Raw genomic sequence first — 20,178 nt, 5'->3', positions numbered from 1 at the left:
CGGTTGCTCCCTGTGTGTACGAGTGAGGCCCTGAGCGGGCTCTCACGTGGCGGTGTCGCCGGGCGTATCCGGACGGGGGTCGTCCCCCGGCCGGGGCAGGCCGCCCGACGCTCCAGATGTGGTGTCACGCGAATCGGGCTCCCCCGGGGCGGAACCGTTCAGGTCCCGCCCCGCCCGCTCGCTCTCGATGAGCTCGTTCAGCCAGCGCACCTCGCGCTCCACGGACTCCATCCCGTGGCGCTGGAGCTCAAGCGTGTAGTCGTCGAGGCGCTCCCGCGTCCGGGCCAGGGAGACGCGCATCTTCTCCAGGCGCTCCTCCAGCCGGCTGCGGCGGCCCTCCAGCACGCGCATGCGGACGTCGCGTGAGGTTTGCCCGAAGAAAGCGAAACGGGCCGCGAAGTGCTCGTCCTCGTATGCGTCGGGCCCGGTCTGCGAGAGCAGCTGCTCGAAGTGCTCCTTACCCTCTGCCGTCAACCGGTAGACGATCTTGGCGCGGCGGCCGGTGAGGGGCACGGCCTCGGACTCGTTCCCCGGTTCCTCGATCAACCAGCCGTTGGCGACCAGCGTCTTGAGGCAGGGGTAGAGCGTCCCGTAGCTGAACGCACGGAACACGCCCAGTGACGTGTTGAGTCGTTTGCGCAGCTCGTAGCCGTGCATCGGAGATTCGCGGAGCAGGCCGAGGACGGCGAACTCGAGGATCCCGGAACGCCGGCTCATCGTCGCCTCCTCTCTGCCGCGGTGCGCATGTATCGGTCCGATGTCTCGGGCCGATGTGTCGCGCTGATGTATCGACTCGATACATCACGACGATAGAACGGCCTTCCGGATGCGACAAGAGGGGGTGTGGTGAACGGGGTCACATCACCGATTCATCGGACGCGAGTTGCCTGATTTGAGGTGAACTTCGGGGCTCGGCAGGTTTTGGCGGTGCGTAGTCTGTGCGCCATGCACATCACCGGGAACCAAGTGGCGCCTGAGGGCGTCGTTGTCTTCGGTGTAGTACGGGTGCATGCGGGACCGATGAATGCGGAGCCGACCGCATCCGTACTTCGGGGGGACCGGAAACCAGCCGCCGTTTCCAGGCGCGCAGGAGTGCGCCTGCCCGAGGAGTAGTCGTTCGATGAGCGAGCACCGTCGCAAACCGCCGCAGCCGCAGGGAGGCGGACGTGCCGCGGCCCGACGCGGCCAGCCCGGCTCGTCCTCCGGCCGCCGCGCGGCACCGCGAGGCGCCACCGAGTCTCCGTCCGACTCCTATGGGTCGGGTTCCTACGGCTCGGGGGGTGAGGAGCGTCCGTACGGCGGCCGTGCCGAGGCCCGGCGTGCGGCGCAGAGAAGCGGAGGTGGCCGCCGCAGAGCGGCCGAACCGACCCGCGGCGGCCGGCGCGCCGCTCCCGGCGGTCCGACCGGACCAGGGCGGGGCCGAGGGCGCGCGGCCGTCCCCGACAAGAAGCGGCTGATCGACTATCCGCGGGCCGGCAAGTACGGCTGGCAGCGCTGGCTGCCTTCCTGGAAGCTCGTCTCCGGCCTGTGCATCGGCTTCTTCGGCAGCCTGGTGGCCGTGGCGGGCATCGGGTACGCCATGGTCGGCGTCCCCAACGAGGAGAACGCGGCGGCCCGGTCGCAGAACAACGTCTACTACTGGTCCAACGGCCAGCAGATGGTGGCGACGGGCAGCGGCCAGAACCGGCAGAACATCGGGATCGAGCGGATCCCCGAGGCCATGCAGTGGGCGGTCATCTCGGCCGAGAACAAGACCTTCTACCAGGACTCGGGCGTCGACCCCATGGGCATCGCCCGGGCGCTGGCGAACATGGCCCGGGGCGGGGACACGCAGGGTGGTTCGACGATCACCCAGCAGTTCGTCAAGAACACCTACCTGAGCCAGGAACAGACGATCACTCGTAAGTTCAAGGAGATGTTCATCTCCATCAAGGTGGGGACGAAGCTCTCCAAGAAGGAGATCCTTCAGGGCTACCTGAACACCTCGTACTACGGACGTGGTGCCTACGGCCTCCAGGCCGCCGCCCAGACCTACTACGGCAAGGACGCGGACAAGCTCACGGAGAGTGAATGCGCCTTCCTCGCCGCCCTGCTCAAGGGCCCGACGTACTACGACCCCGCGGGCAACGAGAGCCTTGATCCCTCGGCGAACAAGGACGACAACCTCAAGCGGTCCAAGGAGCGCTGGGGCTGGATCCTCCAGCAGATGCACAACGACAAGAGGCTCACGGACACCCAGTACCAGAAAGCGATCAGCAAGTACCCCATGCCGCAGGGCCGGAAGGCCACCAAGGGCATGAGCGGCCAGATCAGCTACCTGGTGGACACCGCCAAGAAGTACGTCCTGAACCACTCCAACATCACGGAGCAGCAGTTCGACCAGGGCGGCTACCAGATCAAGACGACCTTCGAGAAGGACAAGGTCGAGGCGCTGGCCAAGGCTGTCAAGAAGATCGAGAAGGAGAAGCTCGACCCGGAGAACCGTGAGCTGGACAAGCACGTCCAGTTCGGCGCGGCGTCGGTGAAGCCCAAGGACGGCGCGATCGTCGCGCTCTACGGTGGCGCGGGCTACGAGAAGGGCCACTTCAACAACAACGCGGACACCTCGGGTGTCCCCGTCGGTTCGACGTGGAAGCCCTTCGTGCTCGCCGCCGCCATGGAGCACGGCACCTACCGGAGTGACGGTCCCCTCTCGCCGCTCAGCAAGTACAACGGCAACGACAATCTGAAGGTCAGGAACAACGACGGCTCCTACGTTCTCAAGAAGGACAACACGCCCTTCCGCCAGAAGAACGAGAGTCCGCGCCCCTGGGGCTACATCACCCTGCGCAAGGCGATGGAGCAGTCCGTCAACACCCCGTTCGTGCAGCTGGGCATGGACGTGGGGATGAGGAACGTGCGGGACGTGGCCGAGAAGGCCGGCATCCTGGACGCCAGCTTCGCCACCCTCAACCCGTCGTTCGCGCTCGGTACGTCGACTCCCAGCGCGATCCGCATGGCCGACGCCTACGCGACGTTCGCCGCCGCGGGCAAGCAGGCCGCCCCGTACTCGGTGACCAGCGTCAAGTTCAACGGGCAGGAAATCGCCGGCTTCGACAAGCCGAGGATCACTCAGGCGATGCCCGAGAAGGTGGCGAACAACGTCACGGACGTCCTGGAGAACGTCATCCAGAACGGTACGGGTCAGAACGCGCTGTCCCTGGGACGTACGGCGGCCGGCAAGACCGGCACCACGGACGAGAACAAGTCCGCCTGGTTCGTCGGCTACACCCAGCAACTGTCGACCTCGGTCGCGATGTTCCGTGAGGACCCCAAGAGCGCCAGGCTGCTCTCCATGAACGGCACGGCGGGTGAGGAGTCCATCCACGGTGGTGACGTCCCGACGCTGGTGTGGACCGAGTACATGAAGGCCGCGCTGAAGGGCAAGCCCGACCCCGGCTTCCCGGAGGCCGAGACGATCGGCGAGATCCAGGACGAGGTGGGTGCTCCGTCGCCGACCCCGACCCCGAGCGCCACGCCCAGCGAGACTCCGACCGAGTCGCCGAGCGCCACGCCCAGCGAGAGCCCGACGCTTCCGTCGCCTTCGCCGAGCGACACCTGTGGGTTCTTCGGGTGCGAGAGCGACGGTGGCGCGGAGAACGGGGGCACCGGCGGAGAAGTGAGCCCCTCACCCTCACCCTCGGATACCGGCGAGAACGGAAACAGCAGGGGTAACGGCAACGGCGGCATCTTCGGAGGCCCTGCCGGATAGCCGACCGATCGCCCGGCTTGGGTGTTTCACGTGAAACGCAAGGCTGTTTCACGTGAAACAAGGGCCGCCGCACCCACTCGGGTACGGCGGCCCTCGGCGTATGACTAGACACGTACGGCAGGATGTGCGGCATGCCCAGTGCAGAATCGACGCGAGCGAGCGTCCACGAGCCGGAGCCGGTGCGGCCGACCAAGGAGGACGAGGTCGCCGCGGCCGGCAGCGAGCTGATCGGCGGCCCGCTCGGGCGGCGTGCCCTGCTCGGGGCGTCCTGGTGGACTCCGGTACGAGTGATCGCGCTGGTGGCGATCGGCATGTTCGCCCTCGGCCTGGTCCAGAAGGCGCCCTGCTACAACGGCGCCTGGTTCTTCGGCGCCAGCTCCCAGTACACGCACGCGTGTTACTCGGACATCCCGCACCTCTACCAGGGGCGCGGCTTCGCCGACGGGCTCGTGCCGTACTTCGACAGGCTCCCCGGGGACATGCAGTACCTGGAGTACCCGGTGCTGACCGGTGTCTTCATGGAGGTCGCCGCTTGGCTCACGCCGGGCAGCGGCACCATCCAGTACCAGGAGCAGTGGTACTGGATGGTCAACGCCGGGATGCTCATGGTGTGCGCGTCGGTCATCGCCGTCTGCGTGACCCGCACCCACGCCCGGCGTCCCTGGGACGGCCTGCTGGTCGCCCTGGCGCCCGCCGCCGCACTGACGGCCACGATCAACTGGGACCTGCTGGCGGTCGCTCTGACGGCCGCGGCGATGCTGATGTGGTCGCGTGGCCGCTCCCTCGCCTTCGGTGTCCTGCTGGGGCTCGCCACGGCAGCCAAGCTCTACCCCTTCCTGCTCCTCGGCCCGTTGCTGGTGCTGTGCTGGCGCGCGGGCAGGTGGCGGGAGTTCGGCACGGCTCTGGGCGGCGCGATCATCGCCTGGGTCGTCGTGAACGGGCCGGTGATGCTCTTCGCGTTCGAGGGCTGGTCGAAGTTCTACACGTTCAGCCAGGAACGGGGCGTCGACTTCGGCTCCTTCTGGCTGATCATGGCCCAGAACTCGGACAACCCGCTCAGCACCGAGACCGTCAACACGCTTGCCACGCTGCTGATGCTGGTGTGCTGCGCGGCTGTGGCGGCGCTCGCTCTGACCGCACCGCGCCGTCCGCGGTTCGCCCAGCTCGCCTTCCTGATCGTCGCGGCGTTCATCCTCACCAACAAGGTCTACTCGCCGCAGTACGTGCTGTGGCTGGTGCCGCTGGCCGCCCTCGCCCGGCCGAAGTGGCGGGACTTCCTGATCTGGCAGGCCTGCGAGGTGGCGTACTTCCTGGGGATCTGGATGTACCTGGCGTACACGACCAGCGGAGACGCTCACAAGGGCTTGCCCACCGACGGCTACCACTGGGCCATCGGCATGCATCTGCTGGGGACGCTGTACCTGTGCGTCATGGTCGTGCGGGACATCTTCATGCCGGAGCGGGATCCGGTGCGCAGGTCCGGCGACGACGATCCTTCGGGCGGCGTGCTCGACGGTGCGGAGGACGTCTTCGTCTTCGGCCCCGCGGCCCGGCCCCGGCAGCACGAGGCCGCCCAGTTCGACGGGCCGCTGGTCGAGTGGGGCAGGCGGGGCGCCTCGGGCGGTTCGCTCTGAGCGAACGGCCCCGGGGCCGTCTCCAGAAAGCCGAAAGGCCGTACACGAGAAGTCGTGTACGGCCTTTGCGCTGAAGCGCGTCGGTCATTGAAGCAGTGAACCGTGCCGGTCAGCGGTCCACGATCCGGTCGAACTGGGTGGTGGTGTGCCGCAGATGGGCCACCAGCTCCTCGCCGACCTTCGGCTCCGGCGCGTCCGCGGGCACGAAAAGGATCGAGACCTGCATGTGCGGCGGCTCGGCGAACCAGCGCTGCTTGCCGCCCCAGACGAACGGAGAAAGGTTCCGGTTCACCGTCGCCAGGCCGGCGCGGGCGACGCCCTTGGCGCGCGGCATGACGCCGTGCAGCGCCTTGGGGGCCTCCAGGCCCACCCCGTGGGACGTACCGCCCGCCACGACCACCAGGAAGCCGTCGGAGGCCGCCTTCTGCTGCCGGTAGCCGAAACGGTCGCCCTTGGCGACGCGCGTGACGTCCAGGACCGCGCCGCGGTACTCGGTGGCATCGTGGTCCCCCAGCCACAGCCGCGTGCCGATGCGGGCCCGGAACCGGGTCTGCGGGAACTGCTGCTGGAGCCGGGCGAGTTCCTCGGCCTTGAGGTGGCTGACGAACATGGTGTGCAGGGGCAGCCGGGCCGCACGGAGCCGGTCCATCCAGCCGATGACCTCCTCGACGGCGTCCGAGCCGTCGGTGCGGTCCAGCGGCAGGTGGATGGCGAAGCCCTCCAGCCGGATGTTCTCGATGGCGGCGTGCAGCTGGGGCAGGTCCTGCTCGCTGATGCCGTGCCGCTTCATCGAGGACATCACCTCGATCACCACGCGGGCACCGACGAGGCCGTACACACCGTCTATCGACGACACGGAGCGGATGACCCGGTCCGGCAGCGGTACCGGCTCCTCGCCGCGGCGGTAGGGCGTCAGCACCAGCAGGTCCCCGCCGAACCAGTCCTTGATCCGGGCGGCCTCGTACGTCGTGCCGACGGCGAGGACGTCCGAGCCCAGCCGCGTGGCCTCCTCCGCCAGCCGCTCGTGCCCGAAGCCGTAGCCGTTGCCCTTGCAGACCGGCACGAGGCCCGGGAACTGCTCCTGCACGTGCTTGTGGTGCGCCCGCCAGCGCGCGGTGTCGACGTAGAGCGTGAGCGCCATGGCCGGACCTGGAACCTTTCTCGTGGTTGCCGTGTATCGGTGGTTGCCGTGTATCAGAGGTATAGAAGCACTGAACGTGACATCAGCGGCGCGACATGTAGATGTCGAGCGCCTTGTGCAGCAGCTTGTTCAGCGGGAAGTCCCACTCACCGAGGTACTCGGCGGCCTGGCCGCCCGTGCCCACCTTGAACTGGATCAGGCCGAAGAGGTGGTCGGTCTCGTCCAGGGAGTCGGAGATGCCGCGCAGGTCGTAGACGGTGGCGCCGAGCGCGTAGGCGTCGCGCAGCATCCGCCACTGCATGGCGTTCGAGGGCCGGACCTCGCGGCCGATGTTGTCGGAGGCGCCGTAGGAGTACCAGACGTGCCCGCCGACGATCAGCATCGTCGCCGCCGACAGGTTCACGCCGTTGTGCCGGGCGAAGTACAGCCGCATGCGGTTGGGGTCCTCGGAGTTGAGGGCCGTCCACATGCGCTGGAAGTACGACAGGGGGCGCGGCCGGAAGTGGTCGCGAACGGCCGTGATCTCGTACAGCCGCTGCCATTCCTCGAGGTCCTGGTAGCCGCCCTGGACGACCTCGACGCCGGCCTTCTCGGCCTTCTTGATGTTGCGGCGCCACAGCTGGTTGAAGTTCTTGTGGACCTCTTCCAGGGAGCGGTTCGCCAGCGGCACCTGGTAGACGTAGCGGGGCTGGACGTCGCCGAAGCCGGCGCCGCCGTCCTCGCCCTGCTGCCAGCCCATGCGGCGCAGCTTGTCGGCGACCTCGAAGGCCCGCGGCTCGATGTGGTCGGCCTCGATGTCCCGCAGGCGCTTGACGTCCGGGTTCTGGATGCCCGCCTTGATGGAGGCCGCCTCCCAGCGCCGGATGATCACCGGCGGACCCATCTTCACGGAGAAGGCGCCCTGCTGCTTCAGGTGCGCCAGCATCGGCTCGATCCACTCCTGCAGATTCGGCGCGAACCAGTTGATGACCGGGCCCTCGGGCAGATACGCGAGGTAGCGCTTGATCTTGGGCAGCTGCCGGTAGAGGACCAGACCGACACCGACCAGCTCGCCCGTCCGGTCGTCGAACCAGCCGAGGTTCTCGGAGCGCCACTCCGCCTTGACGTCAGCCCAGGCCGGGACCTGCATGTGGCTCGCCGACGGCAGGCTCTGGATGTAGGCCAGATGCTGCTCTCGACTGATGGTCCTCAGGGTCAGGCTCATTCGGGGCGCTCCTCGGGCTGGTGTGTCCCCATGGGTTCAGGGGCTCCGGCTCTCGCGCGAAGCCTACTGCGCCTTGGGAGCGCGCCGGTTGGGCGTACGGAACCTGCGCCACGGCCCGTGGCCGGCCGTGGCGTCACGCGGTGTTCAGAAGGGGGGTGTCCCTGGCGTCAGTCGATGAGCCCGCCGAAGAGGCCGCCGTGCGCCATGCCCAGGAAGAACCCGACGCCTGCGGCGCCCAGGCCCAGGATCAGGCCGAAGCGTTCACGGGTGGTCACCGAGATCCACTGGCCGTACGCGCCGGTGAGAATGCCCACCAGGCCGGTCCAGGAGCTCAGCAGATGCAGGTCCTCGTCGATGAGTGCCGTGATGAACGACGTGATGCCCAGCACCAAGGTCACCGCGAGCAGGGTGTCCTGGAGGGGGTGGGGCTTGCCGTCCGTGGCGAAGAGGCCGCCGGCGGTGTTGGGTCGCAATGCCTGTGCCATAGGGCACCTCCTGCGAAAGTCGGCGCATCGTAGCGCCATACACACCCGATGTGTACAGATTGGCTGCCCTGGCGGCCGGATTTCAACCGCAAGCCGCTGTGCGGGTACTCTGTACCGTCCGCACCGGTGTCTGCCCATGTCACGGCAAGGGCTTCTCCACAGAACCCCGATTGTCAGTGGTGGCCGATACCGTTGCTACGCATCACAACCCTCCTGCCACGGAACGACCGTGGCCGCTGAGTCCAAAGGAGGTGGGTTCCACATGCGTCACTACGAGGTGATGGTCATCCTCGACCCCGACGTCGAGGAGCGCGCTGTCTCCCCGCTGATCGAGAACTTCCTCTCTGTCGTCCGTGACGGCGGCGGAAAGGTCGAGAAGGTCGACACCTGGGGCCGTCGTCGTCTCGCGTACGAGATCAAGAAGAAGCCCGAGGGCATCTACTCGGTCATCGACCTGCAGGCTGAGCCTGCGGTCGTCAAGGAGCTCGACCGCCAGATGAACCTGAACGAGTCGGTCCTCCGGACCAAGGTCCTCCGTCCCGAGACCCACTGAGCTCGCACGCTCAGCTGAATCCGGGATTCGAGTAGCAAGCAGCCAGAGCAAACCCGCCGAGAGGTTCCCCCATGGCAGGCGAGACCGTCATCACGGTGGTCGGCAATCTTGTCGACGACCCCGAGCTGCGCTTCACCCCCTCCGGTGCGGCCGTCGCGAAGTTCCGTGTCGCGTCCACTCCCCGCACCTTCGACCGTCAGACGAACGAGTGGAAGGACGGCGAGAGCCTCTTCCTGACCTGCTCGGTCTGGCGTCAGGCGGCGGAGAACGTCGCTGAGTCGCTCCAGCGAGGCATGCGCGTCATCGTGCAGGGCCGGCTGAAGCAGCGGTCCTACGAGGACCGCGAGGGCGTCAAGCGCACGGTCTACGAGCTGGACGTCGAGGAAGTCGGCGCCAGCCTGCGCAACGCCACGGCCAAGGTCACCAAGACCAGCGGCCGGGGTGGCCAGGGCGGCTACGGCGGCGGTGGCGGCGGCGCCCAGGGTGGCGGCGGCTGGGGCGGCGGCCCCGGTGGCGGCCAGCAGGGCGGCGGCGCTCCCGCTGACGACCCGTGGGCGACCGGCGCTCCCGCCGGTGGCAACCAGGGTGGCGGCGGCTGGGGCGGTGGCTCCGGCGGCGGCCAGCAGGGCGGCGGCTACTCGGACGAGCCCCCCTTCTAGGGCGGGCTCGCACCCCAACTTCTTGATCACACAGGAGATACACCATGGCGAAGCCGCCTGTGCGCAAGCCGAAGAAGAAGGTCTGCGCTTTCTGCAAGGACAAGGTCACGTACGTGGACTACAAGGACACGAACATGCTGCGGAAGTTCATTTCCGACCGCGGCAAGATCCGTGCCCGCCGCGTGACCGGCAACTGCACGCAGCACCAGCGTGACGTCGCCACGGCCGTCAAGAACAGCCGTGAGATGGCGCTGCTGCCCTACACCTCCACCGCGCGATAAGGGAAGGGTGACCGACTCATGAAGATCATCCTCACCCACGAGGTCTCCGGCCTCGGTGCCGCGGGCGACGTCGTTGACGTCAAGGACGGTTACGCTCGCAACTACCTGATCCCGCGGAAGTTCGCGATCCGCTGGACCAAGGGCGGCGAGAAGGACGTCGAGCAGATCCGTCGTGCTCGCAAAATCCACGAGATCCAGACCATCGAGCAGGCCAACCAGGTCAAGGCCCAGCTCGAGGGTGTCAAGGTCCGTCTGGCTGTCCGCTCCGGCGACGCCGGTCGCCTCTTCGGTTCCGTCACCCCGGCCGACATCGCCTCGGCGATCAAGGCTTCCGGTGGCCCCGAGGTCGACAAGCGCCGCATCGAGCTGGGCTCGCCGATCAAGACGCTGGGCGCTCACGAGACGTCCGTGCGTCTGCACCCCGAGGTTGCCGCCAAGGTCAGCATCGAGGTCGTCGCGGCCTGAGTGCCGCGCTCGCTGAAGCAGTGAGCGATGGGGTCGTGCCCTTCGGGGTACGGCCCCATCGTCGTGTCTGCGAGGCGGGCCAGCCTCTGTGTTTCACGTGAAACACCGCGATCTGTGGATCACGCCGTTTCACGTGAAACAGTCGGCGTTTCACGTGAAACGGTCAGCGGGTCGCGCCTGTGACGATCCAGCGGCCCGACCGGGTGCGGAGCCACAGGGTCAGCATCCGCACGGTCATCATCAGCGTCATCGTCGCCCAGAGGGCGGTGAGCCCACCGCCCAGCACCGGAACCAGCAGGGCGACCGGGCTGAAGACGGCCAGGGTGAGCAGCATCGCCCAGGCCAGGTAGGGTCCGTCGCCGGCGCCCATCAGGACTCCGTCCAGGACGAAGACGATGCCGGAGATCGGCTGCGAGAGGGCGACGATGATGAGGGCGGGCAACGCCACATCCTTGACCGCCGGGTCACTGGTGAAGACGGGCAGGAACACCGGTCGGGTGATGACCACCAGGACGCCGAGGACGACGCCGACAGCTATACCCCACTCCACCATGCGACGACATGCCTCGCGGGCGCCCTGGGCGTCACCGGCTCCGAGATAGCGCCCGATGATGGCCTGACCCGCGATGGCGATTGCATCGAGGGCGAAGGCGAGCAGGCTCCACAGGGACAGGATGATCTGGTGGGCGGCGATGTCGGCATCTCCGAGACGGGCGGCGACCGCCGTGGCGATCATCAGGATCGCCCGCAGGGAGAGCGTACGGACCAGCAGGGGAACACCGGCTTGGGCGCAGGCCCTGATCCCGGCGGCGTCCGGCCGCAGTGAGGCGCCGTGCTTGCGCGCCCCGCGCAGGACCACCACGAGGTAGGCCGCGGCCATGCCGCACTGGGCGATGACGGTGCCCCAGGCGGAGCCGGCGATCCCCAGGTCGGCGCCGTAGACGAGTCCCGCGTTGAGAGCGCCGTTGGCGACGAAGCCGGCGATGGCGACGTAGAGCGGGGTCTTGGTGTCCTGTAGACCGCGCAGGACACCGGTCGCGGCGAGGACGACGAGCATGGCCGGTATGCCGAGCACGGAGATGCGTAGGTAGGTCGTCGCATAGGGGGCTGCCGCGTCCGATGCGCCGAAGAGATCCACGAGGTGAGGCGCGGTCGGCAGTGCGACGGCGACGAGGGCGGCGCCCAGAAGCAGCGCCAGCCAGATGCCGTCCATGCCCTGGCGGATGGCGGACGGGAGGTCGCCGGCGCCGACACGGCGGGCGACCGCTGCCGTGGTGGCGTAGGCGAGGAAGACGAAGACACTGACGGCGGTCATCAGGAGGGCCGAGGCGACGCCGAGGCCGGCGAGCTGGGCCGTGCCCAGATGGCCCACGATGGCGGTGTCGGCCATGAGGAAGAGGGGCTCGGCGACGAGGGAGCCGAACGCCGGCACGGCCAGCGCGACGATCTCTCTGTCGTGCTGTCTCCGGTCGGCTCGGCGGCGCGCGGGGGCCTGTGTCATGTGCACCAATCTAATCGTCCACAGGTAAGAGATGGAAGCCTTTTGTGACCCTTACTTTCCGTCTAGTCGTGCGCACTGCTGTGCACCATTCGAAGCGATCTTGGCCCGGGTGGGGAAGTTTTTCTTCTGCACAGCCCGTGGACGGCAAAATTGCAGGTCAGAGCGGTTCCCTCAAGGCGGCTCGGTGCTTGTTCACAGGCCTGTCCACCGGGTCGTGCACAGGTTTCGCGGAGTTCTCCACAGCATCTGGGCCGTCGTCCACATGGCCTGTGGATAACCAGATTGGCTGACGGTGCCGACGGGCCTACGGTGGTCCGGCGCCCGCTCCGTCCGCCGGTTTTCAAAACGCCACAAACCCGGCGTCCGCTAACCGGAGTTGGGCCTCTCATTTGTCAGTGCCGTGCCGTAGAAAAGAGGGGCACGGCGAGGTCTGCTGCGGCGGACGGGAGGAGGTGGCTCGGTGAGCATTTCCGAGCCCTTGGACGACCCGTGGGCCGACAGCGGTCCCAGTGATCGTCTGCCCGCCTCCCGCCGCCGTGGCGACGGCCCGCGGGGTCGCGACGAGCAGCACGAGCGCGGCAGTGATAACGGGGTGTGGGACGGCGGCGGCGGGGGCACGGCGTTCGAGCGCGTACCGCCACAGGACATCGAGGCCGAGCAGTCCGTCCTCGGCGGCATGCTCCTGTCCAAGGACGCGATCGCCGACGTCGTCGAGATCCTCAAGGGCCACGACTTCTACAAGCCCGCCCACGAGACGATCTACCAGGCCATCCTCGACGTCTACGCCAAGGGCGAGCCGGCCGACCCCATCACGATCGCCGCCGAACTCACCAAGCGCGGCGAGATCAACAAGGTCGGCGGGGCCTCCTACCTGCACACCCTCGTCCAGACGGTCCCCACGGCGGCCAACGCCGCCTACTACGCGGAGATCGTCCACGAGCGGGCCGTCCTGCGCCGCCTGGTCGAAGCCGGCACGCGCATCACGCAGATGGGATACGCGGCCGACGACGACGTCGACGAGATCGTCAACCGCGCCCAGGCGGAGGTCTACGCGGTCACCGAGCAGCGGACCAGCGAGGACTACCTGCCGCTCGGCGACATCATGGAGGGCGCGCTCGACGAGATCGAGGCGATCGGCTCGCGCAGCGGTGAGATGACCGGTGTGCCCACGGGGTTCACGGACTTCGACTCGCTCACCAACGGGCTGCACCCGGGCCAGATGATCGTCATCGCCGCGCGTCCCGCGATGGGCAAGTCCACGCTCGCGCTGGACTTCGCGCGGGCCGCCTCGATCAAGAACAACCTGCCGAGCGTGATCTTCTCCCTCGAGATGGGGCGCAACGAGATCGCGATGCGTCTGCTGTCCGCCGAGGCCCGGGTCGCCCTTCACCACATGCGGTCCGGCACGATGACGGACGAGGACTGGACGCGCCTGGCCCGGCGGATGCCGGACGTCTCGGCGGCGCCGCTCTACATCGACGACTCGCCGAACCTGTCGATGATGGAGATCCGCGCCAAGTGCCGCCGCCTCAAGCAGCGCAACGACCTCAGGCTGGTCGTCATCGACTACCTCCAGCTGATGCAGTCGGGCGGGTCCAAGCGGGCCGAGAGCCGTCAGCAGGAGGTCTCGGACATGTCCCGTAACCTCAAGCTGCTGGCCAAGGAGCTGGAGATCCCGGTCATCGCGCTCTCCCAGCTGAACCGTGGTCCCGAGCAGCGCACGGACAAGAAGCCGATGGTCTCCGACCTGCGTGAGTCCGGCTCCATCGAGCAGGACGCCGACATGGTCATCCTGCTGCACCGCGAGGACGCCTACGAGAAGGAGTCGCCGCGTGCGGGCGAGGCCGACCTGATCGTGGCCAAGCACCGGAACGGCCCGACGGCGACGATCACGGTCGCCTTCCAGGGGCACTACTCGCGGTTCGTGGACATGGCGCAGACCTGACCGCGGCGGTGTCCTGTCGCGTTGAAGCTGTTGGTTCTCATTCGGTCTCGTCGCCGCTGTCGGATGCTTGGCATCATCTCGGCATGATCCCGGCCCTTCCCCGCACCGTCCGAGCCGTCGACACCGCTCAGCTCCTGAACCTGGCCCAGGAGACCGCCGTGTACGGCTTCAGCCAGCGGCTTCCGGTCGACTGGCTCCAAGATCACCTGGCCGCAGAGGCGACGCACTACCTGTTCCCCACACTCGTGCAGCAGCTGAGGCACCGTCCCGAGGTGCCGCTGCAGTGGAGGTGTCAGCAACTGCTGACCGTCAGGACCGGCGAACAGATCTGGGGCTTGCTCGATGTCCTTCCCGACACCTTCGACAAGATCCCGGAGACCTTGGACACGGCGTCCAGGAAGGACATCGTCAACCGTATGGAGCATGCCGTGACCGTGCGCGAGTGGGCGGGAGCGGACGGCTGCTGATACCCGTCCACAGCAGGCCGCCGCACCCAGGAATGCCCGTGGGACGGGCAGTTGCAGGGCGCTACAGTCCGACCGAAGAGGGGGACTGATGGCGCTGAACAAGAAGGGGTCCCGGCGCATAACTGTTGACGGGATCGAGTACCGCTGGCGGATCCGGAGGAAGCCCTCCTACACGCAGGGACTCTGCTGGACACCGATGACCTACGCGGTCGAGGCGGCCCATGGCAGCCAGTCGGGGACGACCTTGATCATTACCAGCGGCCAGGCCCATCCCAGCAACTGGGTGGGTGTCGAGGCAGAGCCTCTTCTTCCAGCTCACCTTGGTGCCAGCATTCGCGAAGCCCGGGAGCAAGGCTGGGATCCGACCCGGTCCGGTTCTCCTTTCCGGCTCGACCGATCCGCAGGATTCATCGCTCAGCCATGAGACAAGCCCGAGAAGGCCGCTGCGTCTCGGTCGAGCTGCCGCAGAGGCTCTAGGCATGGTTAGCCGAGCACGAAGAACGCTGGTTGCCTAGATCATTCGCAGTGCCGGTAACAGCCGGACCGCAGTCGGTCGACAGACCGCCTGTCACCAAGGCGATCGCTTGCTCAGCCGTGTCTGCGTCGCCGATCACTGTCCCGATAGCGTCCGTCGCTCAGCCGCGTGCTGCGTCATGACATGAGCCGAGAGAACCTGCGCCTCCTGTGCTCGACGCGGGGACCCCGGGCCGGGTGGACTGGGGTCCATGACGACATCTCAGGGAGAGCTGCTTCCCGGCACGCGCCGCGCGCTGCTGCACCGGATCGCCGTCGCGCAGGCCGAAGGGCGGGCGCCGTCGCTCGTCGCGGCCGTCGTGCGGGACGGGAAACCGGTGTGGACAGGCGCGCGGAGCTCAGTGGAAGGGCATGCGCCGGACGAGAACGTGCAGTACCGGATCGGCTCCATTACCAAGACGTTCACGGCGGTTCTCGTCCTGCGGCTGCGTGACGAGGGCGCCCTGGATCTCGGGGATCCACTGGAGAGGCATCTGCCGGGCACCGGCGTGGGGGAGGCGACCGTCGCCGAACTGCTGGCGCACACGGGAGGGCTGGCCGCCGAGACCCCGGGGCCGTGGTGGGAGCGGAGCCCCGGATCCCTGCGGCCCGAACTCGCCGACGTGCTGGGCGAGCGGCCCTCGCTGTCCCCACCCGGGCGCCGGTTCCACTACTCGAACCCCGGTTACGCACTGCTCGGCGCACTCATCGAGAAGCTGCGCGGCGATTCATGGGAGGCGGTCCTTCGGCGTGAAGTGCTCGAACCCCTGGAGCTGCACCGCACGAGCGTGCGGCCGCAGCCGCCGCATGCGGGTGGCTGGGCCGTGCATCCCTGGGCCGACGTGATGCTGCCCGAGCCCGCCGAGGACCTGGGGCGCATGGCCCCGGCCGGCCAACTCTGGTCGACGGCGAGCGACTTGGCGCGGTTCGCGGCCTTCCTGGCCCACGGCGACGAGCGGGTGCTGAACCGCGAGTCGCTGCGGGAGATGCGGACACCGGCAGCGCCGCACGACGCGTCGGACGTGGCGAGCGGCTACGCCTACTGCCTGGGCATGGAGATCCGGCGCCGGGACGGACGGTCCCTCGTGGGCCACACCGGTTCGCTGCCCGGCTTCCTCGCCTGCCTCATGATCGGTGTCGAGGACGACGTGGCGGCGATCGTCCTGGCCAACTGCACCTCCGGCCCGCTGCTGTTCCCCGTCGCCTCCGACCTGGTCCGTATCGTCGCCGAGGCGGAACCGCGCATCCCCACCCCGTGGAAACCGCTGCGTGAGGTCGACCCGTCCGTGCTGGAACTCACGGGTCAGTGGTACTGGGGAACACATGCCTTCGCGTTGCGGCTCACGGCCGAGGGGCTCGTCTCGCTGGGGCCGTTGTCCGGCAGCGGCCGTCGCTCGCGGTTCCGCTCGAACGGCGACGGCACCTGGACCGGGCTGGAGGGCTACTACGCCGGCGAGCTCCTGAAGGCCGTACGGCGGCCGGACGGATCCGTGAGCCACCTGGACCTCGGGTCCTTCGTGTTCACGCGTCAGCCGTACGACGAAGGGGCTCCTGTGCCCGGTGGGATCGACCCCGAGGGGTGGCGTGGGATCGGCTAGGCGGTGACATGGAGGGGCACCCTGTTTCAGTGCCCTGCTTCAGTGCCCTGTTTCACGGCTGTTTCACGTGAAACAGGGCGCCCCTTCACGGCGGTCACAACTGAAGTTTGAAGCCCGTGTGGGAGGCCGTGAAGCCGAGCCGTTCGTAGAAGCGGTGGGCGTCGGTGCGTGTCTTGTCGGAGGTCAGCTGGACCAACTGGCAGCCCTGGTCACGGGATTCGTTGATCGCCCACTCGATGAGCTGTGTTCCGAGGCCGCTGCCGCGTTCACCGGCATGGATGCGTACGCCTTCGATGATCGACCTGGTCGCACCGCGCCGGGACAGTCCGGGAATGATCGTGAGCTGGAGCGTGCCGACGACGCGGCCCTCCCGCACCGCCACGACCAGGTGCTGGTTCGGGTCGGCGCTGAGCCGCTCCAGCGCGGTCAGGTAGGGGGCGAGGTCGTCCGGCGACTCGCGCTGTGCGCCCAAGGGGTCGTCCGCGAGCATGGCGACGATCGCCGGGACGTCGTCGGCGACGGCGGCACGTATCTCAAGGTCTCCCATGACCGCACCCTATGCAGAGGCGGCCGGTTACGGAGACGTTCTACGCGGGCACCGGGGCCTTCAGTGTCTCCACGGCCCGGACCAGCGGGGCGAGCTCCGGGTTCTTGGCCGCCTCGTCGAGGGCCTCACGCAGGGCGGCGTCATTGGTCGGCCGCGCCGCCTCCAGCAGCTCGAGGCCGGCCTCGGTGACGTTCGTGTAGATGCCCCGGCGGTCGGTGGGGCACAGGTAGCGCTCCAGGAGCCCGCGGTCCTCGAGCCGGGTGACCAGGCGCGTGGTGGCGCTCTGGCTGAGGACGACCGCGTCGGCGACCTGCTTCATCTGCAGATGGCCGCCGTCCCCGTCGTGCTGCCGGCTGAGCACGTCGAGCAGGGAGTACTCGCGCACGCTCAGGTCGTGCTTGGCCTGTAGGGCGCGCTCGATGTGGGCCTCGATCCTCCCGTGCAGCAGGGAGAGGGCGCACCAGCCCTGGGCCAGAGCGGTGAGCGCGGGGTCCGTCGCTGTCATTGGCGTTTCCTCCGTCCCGGAGCGGCTGACACCCAGGATAGAGCAGGATCGCAATTGAAGGCGTTTGCGTATAGTCCGCGTGCGCAACTATTGTGGACGCACGCTAAGCGCTCCTGCAATCGTCTGGGAAGGTAACCCCTCCATGCCTCTCGCGCTTCTGGCCCTCGCGATCGGGGCCTTCGGGATCGGAACGACAGAGTTCGTGATTATGGGCTTGCTGCCCGAGGTCGCGGCCGACTACGGGGTTTCCATCCCCACCGCCGGATACCTGGTGACCGGCTACGCGCTTGGTGTCATGTTCGGTGCCCCGCTGATGACCGTTCTCGGCACCAAGGTCTCCCGCAAGCGGATGCTGATGCTGCTGATGGGCCTGTTCATCGTCGGCAACCTGCTCTCGGCATTCGCCCCGGCCTTCGCCGTCATGCTGATCGGCCGCATCGTCGCCTCGCTGGCCCACGGTGCCTTCTTCGGTATCGGCTCGGTCGTCGCGGCCGACCTCGTGGCCCCGGACAAGAAGGCCGGAGCCATCGCGATGATGTTCACCGGACTGACCGTCGCCAACGTCGTCGGCGTCCCCCTGGGCACGCTCGTCGGGCAGTCCGTCGGCTGGCGGGTGACCTTCGGCATCGTCGCCGCTCTCGGTGTCGTCGGCCTGCTGGGCATCGCCCGGCTCGTCCCCGACATGCCCAAGCCGGAGGGCGTGCGTCTGCGGCACGAACTGGCAGCCTTCAAGAACGTGCAGGTGCTGCTCGCGATGGCGATGACCGTCCTCGGCTTCGGCGGTGTCTTCGCTGCCATCACCTACATCGCGCCGATGATGACCCACGTCGCCGGCTTCGCCGACGGCTCCGTCACCTGGCTGCTGGTCCTCTTCGGCCTCGGCATGGTCGGCGGCAACCTCGTCGGCGGCAAGTTCGCCGACCGCGCCCTGATGCCCATGCTGTACGTCTCCCTGGGCGCCCTGGCCGTCGTGCTGGCGCTGTTCACCCTCACCGCGCACGACAAGCTGCTGTCGGCCGTCACCATCGCGCTGATCGGTGCCCTGGGCTTCGCCACCGTGCCGCCGCTCCAGAAGCGGGTCCTCGACCAGGCGCACGGCGCCCCGACCCTGGCCTCCGCCGTGAACATCGGCGCCTTCAACCTCGGCAACGCGCTGTCCGCCTGGCTCGGCGGCCTCGTGATCGCGGCGGGACTCGGCTACACCGCCCCCAACTGGGTCGGTGCCGCCCTGGCCGCGGGAGCCCTGCTGCTGGCCTTCCTCTCGGCCGCTCTGGAGCGCCGAGGTGCCCCCAGCACGGTCGTCACCGGATCCGCGCCGGCCGAGCAGCGGACCGCTGTGCACCACTGAGCAACCAGGCCGCCCGGGACCACGACCCGTCACCCGAAACTCTTCCAGGAGAACACCCTGATGAGCACCACCACCGCTGTCGCCCCGCTGACCACCCAGGACGCCGACGTCCTCGTCACCGCAGCCCGCCGGGCCGCCGAGGCCGCGGGAGCCACCGTCAGCGTCACCGTGCTGGACGCGGGCGGGCACCTGCTCGCCTTCCGGCGGGACGACCGGGCCGTGCTGATCTCAGGCGAGACCAGCACCCGCAAGGCCTACACGGCGCTCCAACTGGACGCGCCCACCGCGGATCTCGTCGACGCCGTGCAGCCCGGAGGCCTCTTCCACACGCTGCCCACCGCGCTCGACCGGCCGTTGCTGTTCATCGCAGGCGGTGTGCCGGTGCACCGCGACGGCCGGCTCATCGGCGCGGTCGGTGTCGGCGGCGGTGCCACGGAGCAGGACCACGCCTTCGCCACGGCCGCCGTGGAGGCCCTCGGCTGACCGGGCCCTTCCGCGAGACAACGCCGGTTCCCCGATCCCCCGAGGAGTCGGCGTCGTCGTGTCGGGGCCGTCAGCCCGCCGCGACCGTCACCGGTGCGAACCGCCGGCTCCAGTCTCCGGGCAGCTCGGTGATCCCGTACGTCATCACCGAATTGAAGGCGACGGACGCCAGGCCACGCGCCTTCACCCACGCGAGCAGTTCTTCGTGCCGCACGTCGATGTCGGTGCGCAGCGGGCGGTCGGTGTGGGCGGCGAGGGAGGCGATGAGCGCCTGGGCCACCGACGTGTCGCGTGCGATGAGCGGGCCCACCACGTGGGTCTCCATGTTGGGCCAGGCGGCCGCGTAGCCGACGATCCGTCCGTCCTCCTCCGCCACGCGCAGCTGGTCGGCGAAGGCGGGCAGCCGGGTGACGATGTGGGTGCGGTCGGTCCCGAACGCCTGCTCGTCGAGTCGCAGGATCGCGGCGAGATCCTCGGCGGTCGCGGCACGGGTGGCGACCTTCGGCTCCGGTCCGCCAGGAGTGAAGTGCCCGCGCACCATCTCGGCCCGCCCGGTGACCTTGAAGCCGAGCTCCTCGTAGAGGGGGCGGCCGTACGGAGTCGCGTGCAGGGTGAGGGGTGTGGCGGCCATCGCGGAGACGACATGCCGCATCAGCCGGCGCGCCACGCCCTGCCGAGCGTGCCGTTCGGCGACGAGGACCATGCCGATCGCCGCGAGGGCGGGGTGCTCATGAGGTCCGTACTCGGTGACGACGCAGGCGCTCACCAGGCCGCCGTCGGGGTCGTCGATGCCGTAGCCCTTCCCGGCTGTGAGGAGGAAGCCCCACTTGTGCTCCTCCCGTGGCCACCCCCGGTCCTCGGACAAGTCGGCGCAGGCGGCGAGATCGCGGAGCGTCAGACGGCGGATGGGCAAAGAGGCAAGGGAAGGAGTCGACACGCAGGTCAGGCTGTCCGACAGGGACCCCTGCCGTCCACCGCTTTCAGCGGAGACATACGAGCTTTTGGCCAGTTGTAGCCGCATGCACAGCGCGTGGACAGACGCTGGGTGTTTCACGTGAAACACGTAAGAACAGCGAGTGTCCGATCGGGACGGCGAAC

Annotated in this window: 20 protein-coding genes; 12 read left to right on the top strand and 8 right to left on the bottom strand. The window is 68.4% G+C overall.

What is annotated here, in order from left to right; genetic code table 11:
* Nucleotides 1-42: 42 nt before the first annotated feature.
* Complete coding sequence (locus IE255_RS26245) at nt 43-717, bottom strand: PadR family transcriptional regulator (protein WP_190052831.1); 675 nt, start codon at nt 715-717, stop codon at nt 43-45.
* A 403-nt stretch (nt 718-1,120) separates the two neighbouring features.
* On the opposite strand from IE255_RS26245, the gene IE255_RS26240 reads away from it, so the two are divergent.
* On the top strand, nt 1,121-3,751 hold the full coding sequence (locus tag IE255_RS26240; RefSeq protein WP_229906592.1) for a transglycosylase domain-containing protein: 2,631 nt from the start codon (nt 1,121-1,123) through the stop codon (nt 3,749-3,751).
* A gap of 122 nt (nt 3,752-3,873) precedes the next feature.
* The gene (locus IE255_RS26235; protein ID WP_190052830.1) at nt 3,874-5,385 is read left to right on the top strand and encodes a glycosyltransferase family 87 protein; all 1,512 of its coding nucleotides are present in this window, start codon (nt 3,874-3,876) and stop codon (nt 5,383-5,385) included.
* A 109-nt stretch (nt 5,386-5,494) separates the two neighbouring features.
* Here the strand turns inward: IE255_RS26235 and IE255_RS26230 are convergent, their stop codons facing one another.
* The 3 genes from IE255_RS26230 to IE255_RS26220 all read right to left on the bottom strand — a co-directional run bounded on the left by IE255_RS26230 (nt 5,495) and on the right by IE255_RS26220 (nt 8,215).
* Nucleotides 5,495-6,526: an alanine racemase gene (locus tag IE255_RS26230; RefSeq protein WP_190052829.1), complete on the bottom strand. Its 1,032-nt coding sequence runs from the start codon at nt 6,524-6,526 to the stop codon at nt 5,495-5,497.
* 82 nt (nt 6,527-6,608) lie between these two features.
* A complete protein-coding gene (gene femX, locus IE255_RS26225; RefSeq protein ID WP_190052828.1) occupies nt 6,609-7,730 on the bottom strand; it encodes a peptidoglycan bridge formation glycyltransferase FemX in 1,122 nt (373 codons plus the stop codon).
* Between the two features lie 167 nt (nt 7,731-7,897).
* Nucleotides 7,898-8,215 (bottom strand): hypothetical protein, encoded by a 318-nt coding sequence (locus IE255_RS26220; RefSeq protein ID WP_190052827.1) that lies wholly within the window; start codon nt 8,213-8,215, stop codon nt 7,898-7,900.
* Nucleotides 8,216-8,477: 262 nt separating this feature from the next.
* Between IE255_RS26220 and rpsF the strand changes: the two genes are divergently transcribed.
* The 4 genes from rpsF (at nt 8,478) to rplI (ending at nt 10,173) form a co-directional block, all read left to right on the top strand.
* Nucleotides 8,478-8,768: a 30S ribosomal protein S6 gene (gene rpsF, locus IE255_RS26215; RefSeq protein WP_003991486.1), complete on the top strand. Its 291-nt coding sequence runs from the start codon at nt 8,478-8,480 to the stop codon at nt 8,766-8,768.
* A gap of 71 nt (nt 8,769-8,839) precedes the next feature.
* Nucleotides 8,840-9,427, top strand: a complete 588-nt coding sequence (locus tag IE255_RS26210; RefSeq protein WP_190052826.1) for a single-stranded DNA-binding protein — start codon at nt 8,840-8,842, stop codon at nt 9,425-9,427.
* Between the two features lie 44 nt (nt 9,428-9,471).
* Nucleotides 9,472-9,708, top strand: coding sequence for a 30S ribosomal protein S18 (rpsR, locus tag IE255_RS26205; RefSeq protein ID WP_003949403.1), 237 nt, complete (start codon nt 9,472-9,474; stop codon nt 9,706-9,708).
* A gap of 18 nt (nt 9,709-9,726) precedes the next feature.
* The gene (gene rplI / locus IE255_RS26200) at nt 9,727-10,173 is read left to right on the top strand and encodes a 50S ribosomal protein L9 (protein ID WP_190052825.1); all 447 of its coding nucleotides are present in this window, start codon (nt 9,727-9,729) and stop codon (nt 10,171-10,173) included.
* Nucleotides 10,174-10,336: 163 nt separating this feature from the next.
* On the opposite strand, the gene IE255_RS26195 is transcribed toward rplI, so the two are convergent.
* Nucleotides 10,337-11,674, bottom strand: coding sequence for an MATE family efflux transporter (locus IE255_RS26195; protein WP_190052824.1), 1,338 nt, complete (start codon nt 11,672-11,674; stop codon nt 10,337-10,339).
* Between the two features lie 460 nt (nt 11,675-12,134).
* Here IE255_RS26195 and dnaB point away from each other — a divergent pair, with 460 nt between their 5' ends.
* From dnaB to IE255_RS26175, 4 genes are all read left to right on the top strand, one after another.
* Nucleotides 12,135-13,619, top strand: coding sequence for a replicative DNA helicase (gene dnaB / locus IE255_RS26190; RefSeq protein WP_190052823.1), 1,485 nt, complete (start codon nt 12,135-12,137; stop codon nt 13,617-13,619).
* Nucleotides 13,620-13,702: 83 nt separating this feature from the next.
* Nucleotides 13,703-14,086 carry a hypothetical protein gene (locus tag IE255_RS26185; RefSeq protein WP_190052822.1) on the top strand — a complete coding sequence of 128 codons (384 nt, stop codon included), beginning with the start codon at nt 13,703-13,705 and terminating at the stop codon, nt 14,084-14,086.
* 88 nt (nt 14,087-14,174) lie between these two features.
* Nucleotides 14,175-14,510, top strand: coding sequence for a hypothetical protein (locus tag IE255_RS26180; protein WP_190052821.1), 336 nt, complete (start codon nt 14,175-14,177; stop codon nt 14,508-14,510).
* Between the two features lie 301 nt (nt 14,511-14,811).
* The gene (locus IE255_RS26175; RefSeq protein ID WP_190052820.1) at nt 14,812-16,197 is read left to right on the top strand and encodes a serine hydrolase domain-containing protein; all 1,386 of its coding nucleotides are present in this window, start codon (nt 14,812-14,814) and stop codon (nt 16,195-16,197) included.
* Between the two features lie 94 nt (nt 16,198-16,291).
* On the opposite strand, the gene IE255_RS26170 is transcribed toward IE255_RS26175, so the two are convergent.
* Together IE255_RS26170 and IE255_RS26165 are read right to left on the bottom strand one after the other, a co-directional pair.
* Nucleotides 16,292-16,744, bottom strand: a complete 453-nt coding sequence (locus tag IE255_RS26170; RefSeq protein WP_190052819.1) for a GNAT family N-acetyltransferase — start codon at nt 16,742-16,744, stop codon at nt 16,292-16,294.
* A gap of 40 nt (nt 16,745-16,784) precedes the next feature.
* The gene (locus IE255_RS26165; protein ID WP_190052818.1) at nt 16,785-17,249 is read right to left on the bottom strand and encodes a MarR family winged helix-turn-helix transcriptional regulator; all 465 of its coding nucleotides are present in this window, start codon (nt 17,247-17,249) and stop codon (nt 16,785-16,787) included.
* Between the two features lie 142 nt (nt 17,250-17,391).
* Between IE255_RS26165 and IE255_RS26160 the strand changes: the two genes are divergently transcribed.
* Nucleotides 17,392-18,597 (top strand): MFS transporter, encoded by a 1,206-nt coding sequence (locus IE255_RS26160; protein ID WP_190052817.1) that lies wholly within the window; start codon nt 17,392-17,394, stop codon nt 18,595-18,597.
* A gap of 60 nt (nt 18,598-18,657) precedes the next feature.
* A complete protein-coding gene (locus tag IE255_RS26155; RefSeq protein WP_190052816.1) occupies nt 18,658-19,080 on the top strand; it encodes a GlcG/HbpS family heme-binding protein in 423 nt (140 codons plus the stop codon).
* 70 nt (nt 19,081-19,150) lie between these two features.
* Here IE255_RS26155 and IE255_RS26150 read toward each other — a convergent pair whose 3' ends face one another.
* Nucleotides 19,151-20,017: a GNAT family N-acetyltransferase gene (locus IE255_RS26150; protein ID WP_190052815.1), complete on the bottom strand. Its 867-nt coding sequence runs from the start codon at nt 20,015-20,017 to the stop codon at nt 19,151-19,153.
* Nucleotides 20,018-20,178 lie beyond the last annotated feature (161 nt).

The sequence above is a fragment of the Streptomyces lomondensis genome (assembly GCF_014651035.1).
In the GTDB taxonomy this organism is placed as follows: domain Bacteria; phylum Actinomycetota; class Actinomycetes; order Streptomycetales; family Streptomycetaceae; genus Streptomyces; species Streptomyces lomondensis.
The sequence above is the reverse complement of the archived record's forward strand: the minus strand, read 5'-3'. Positions and strand labels throughout refer to the sequence as shown.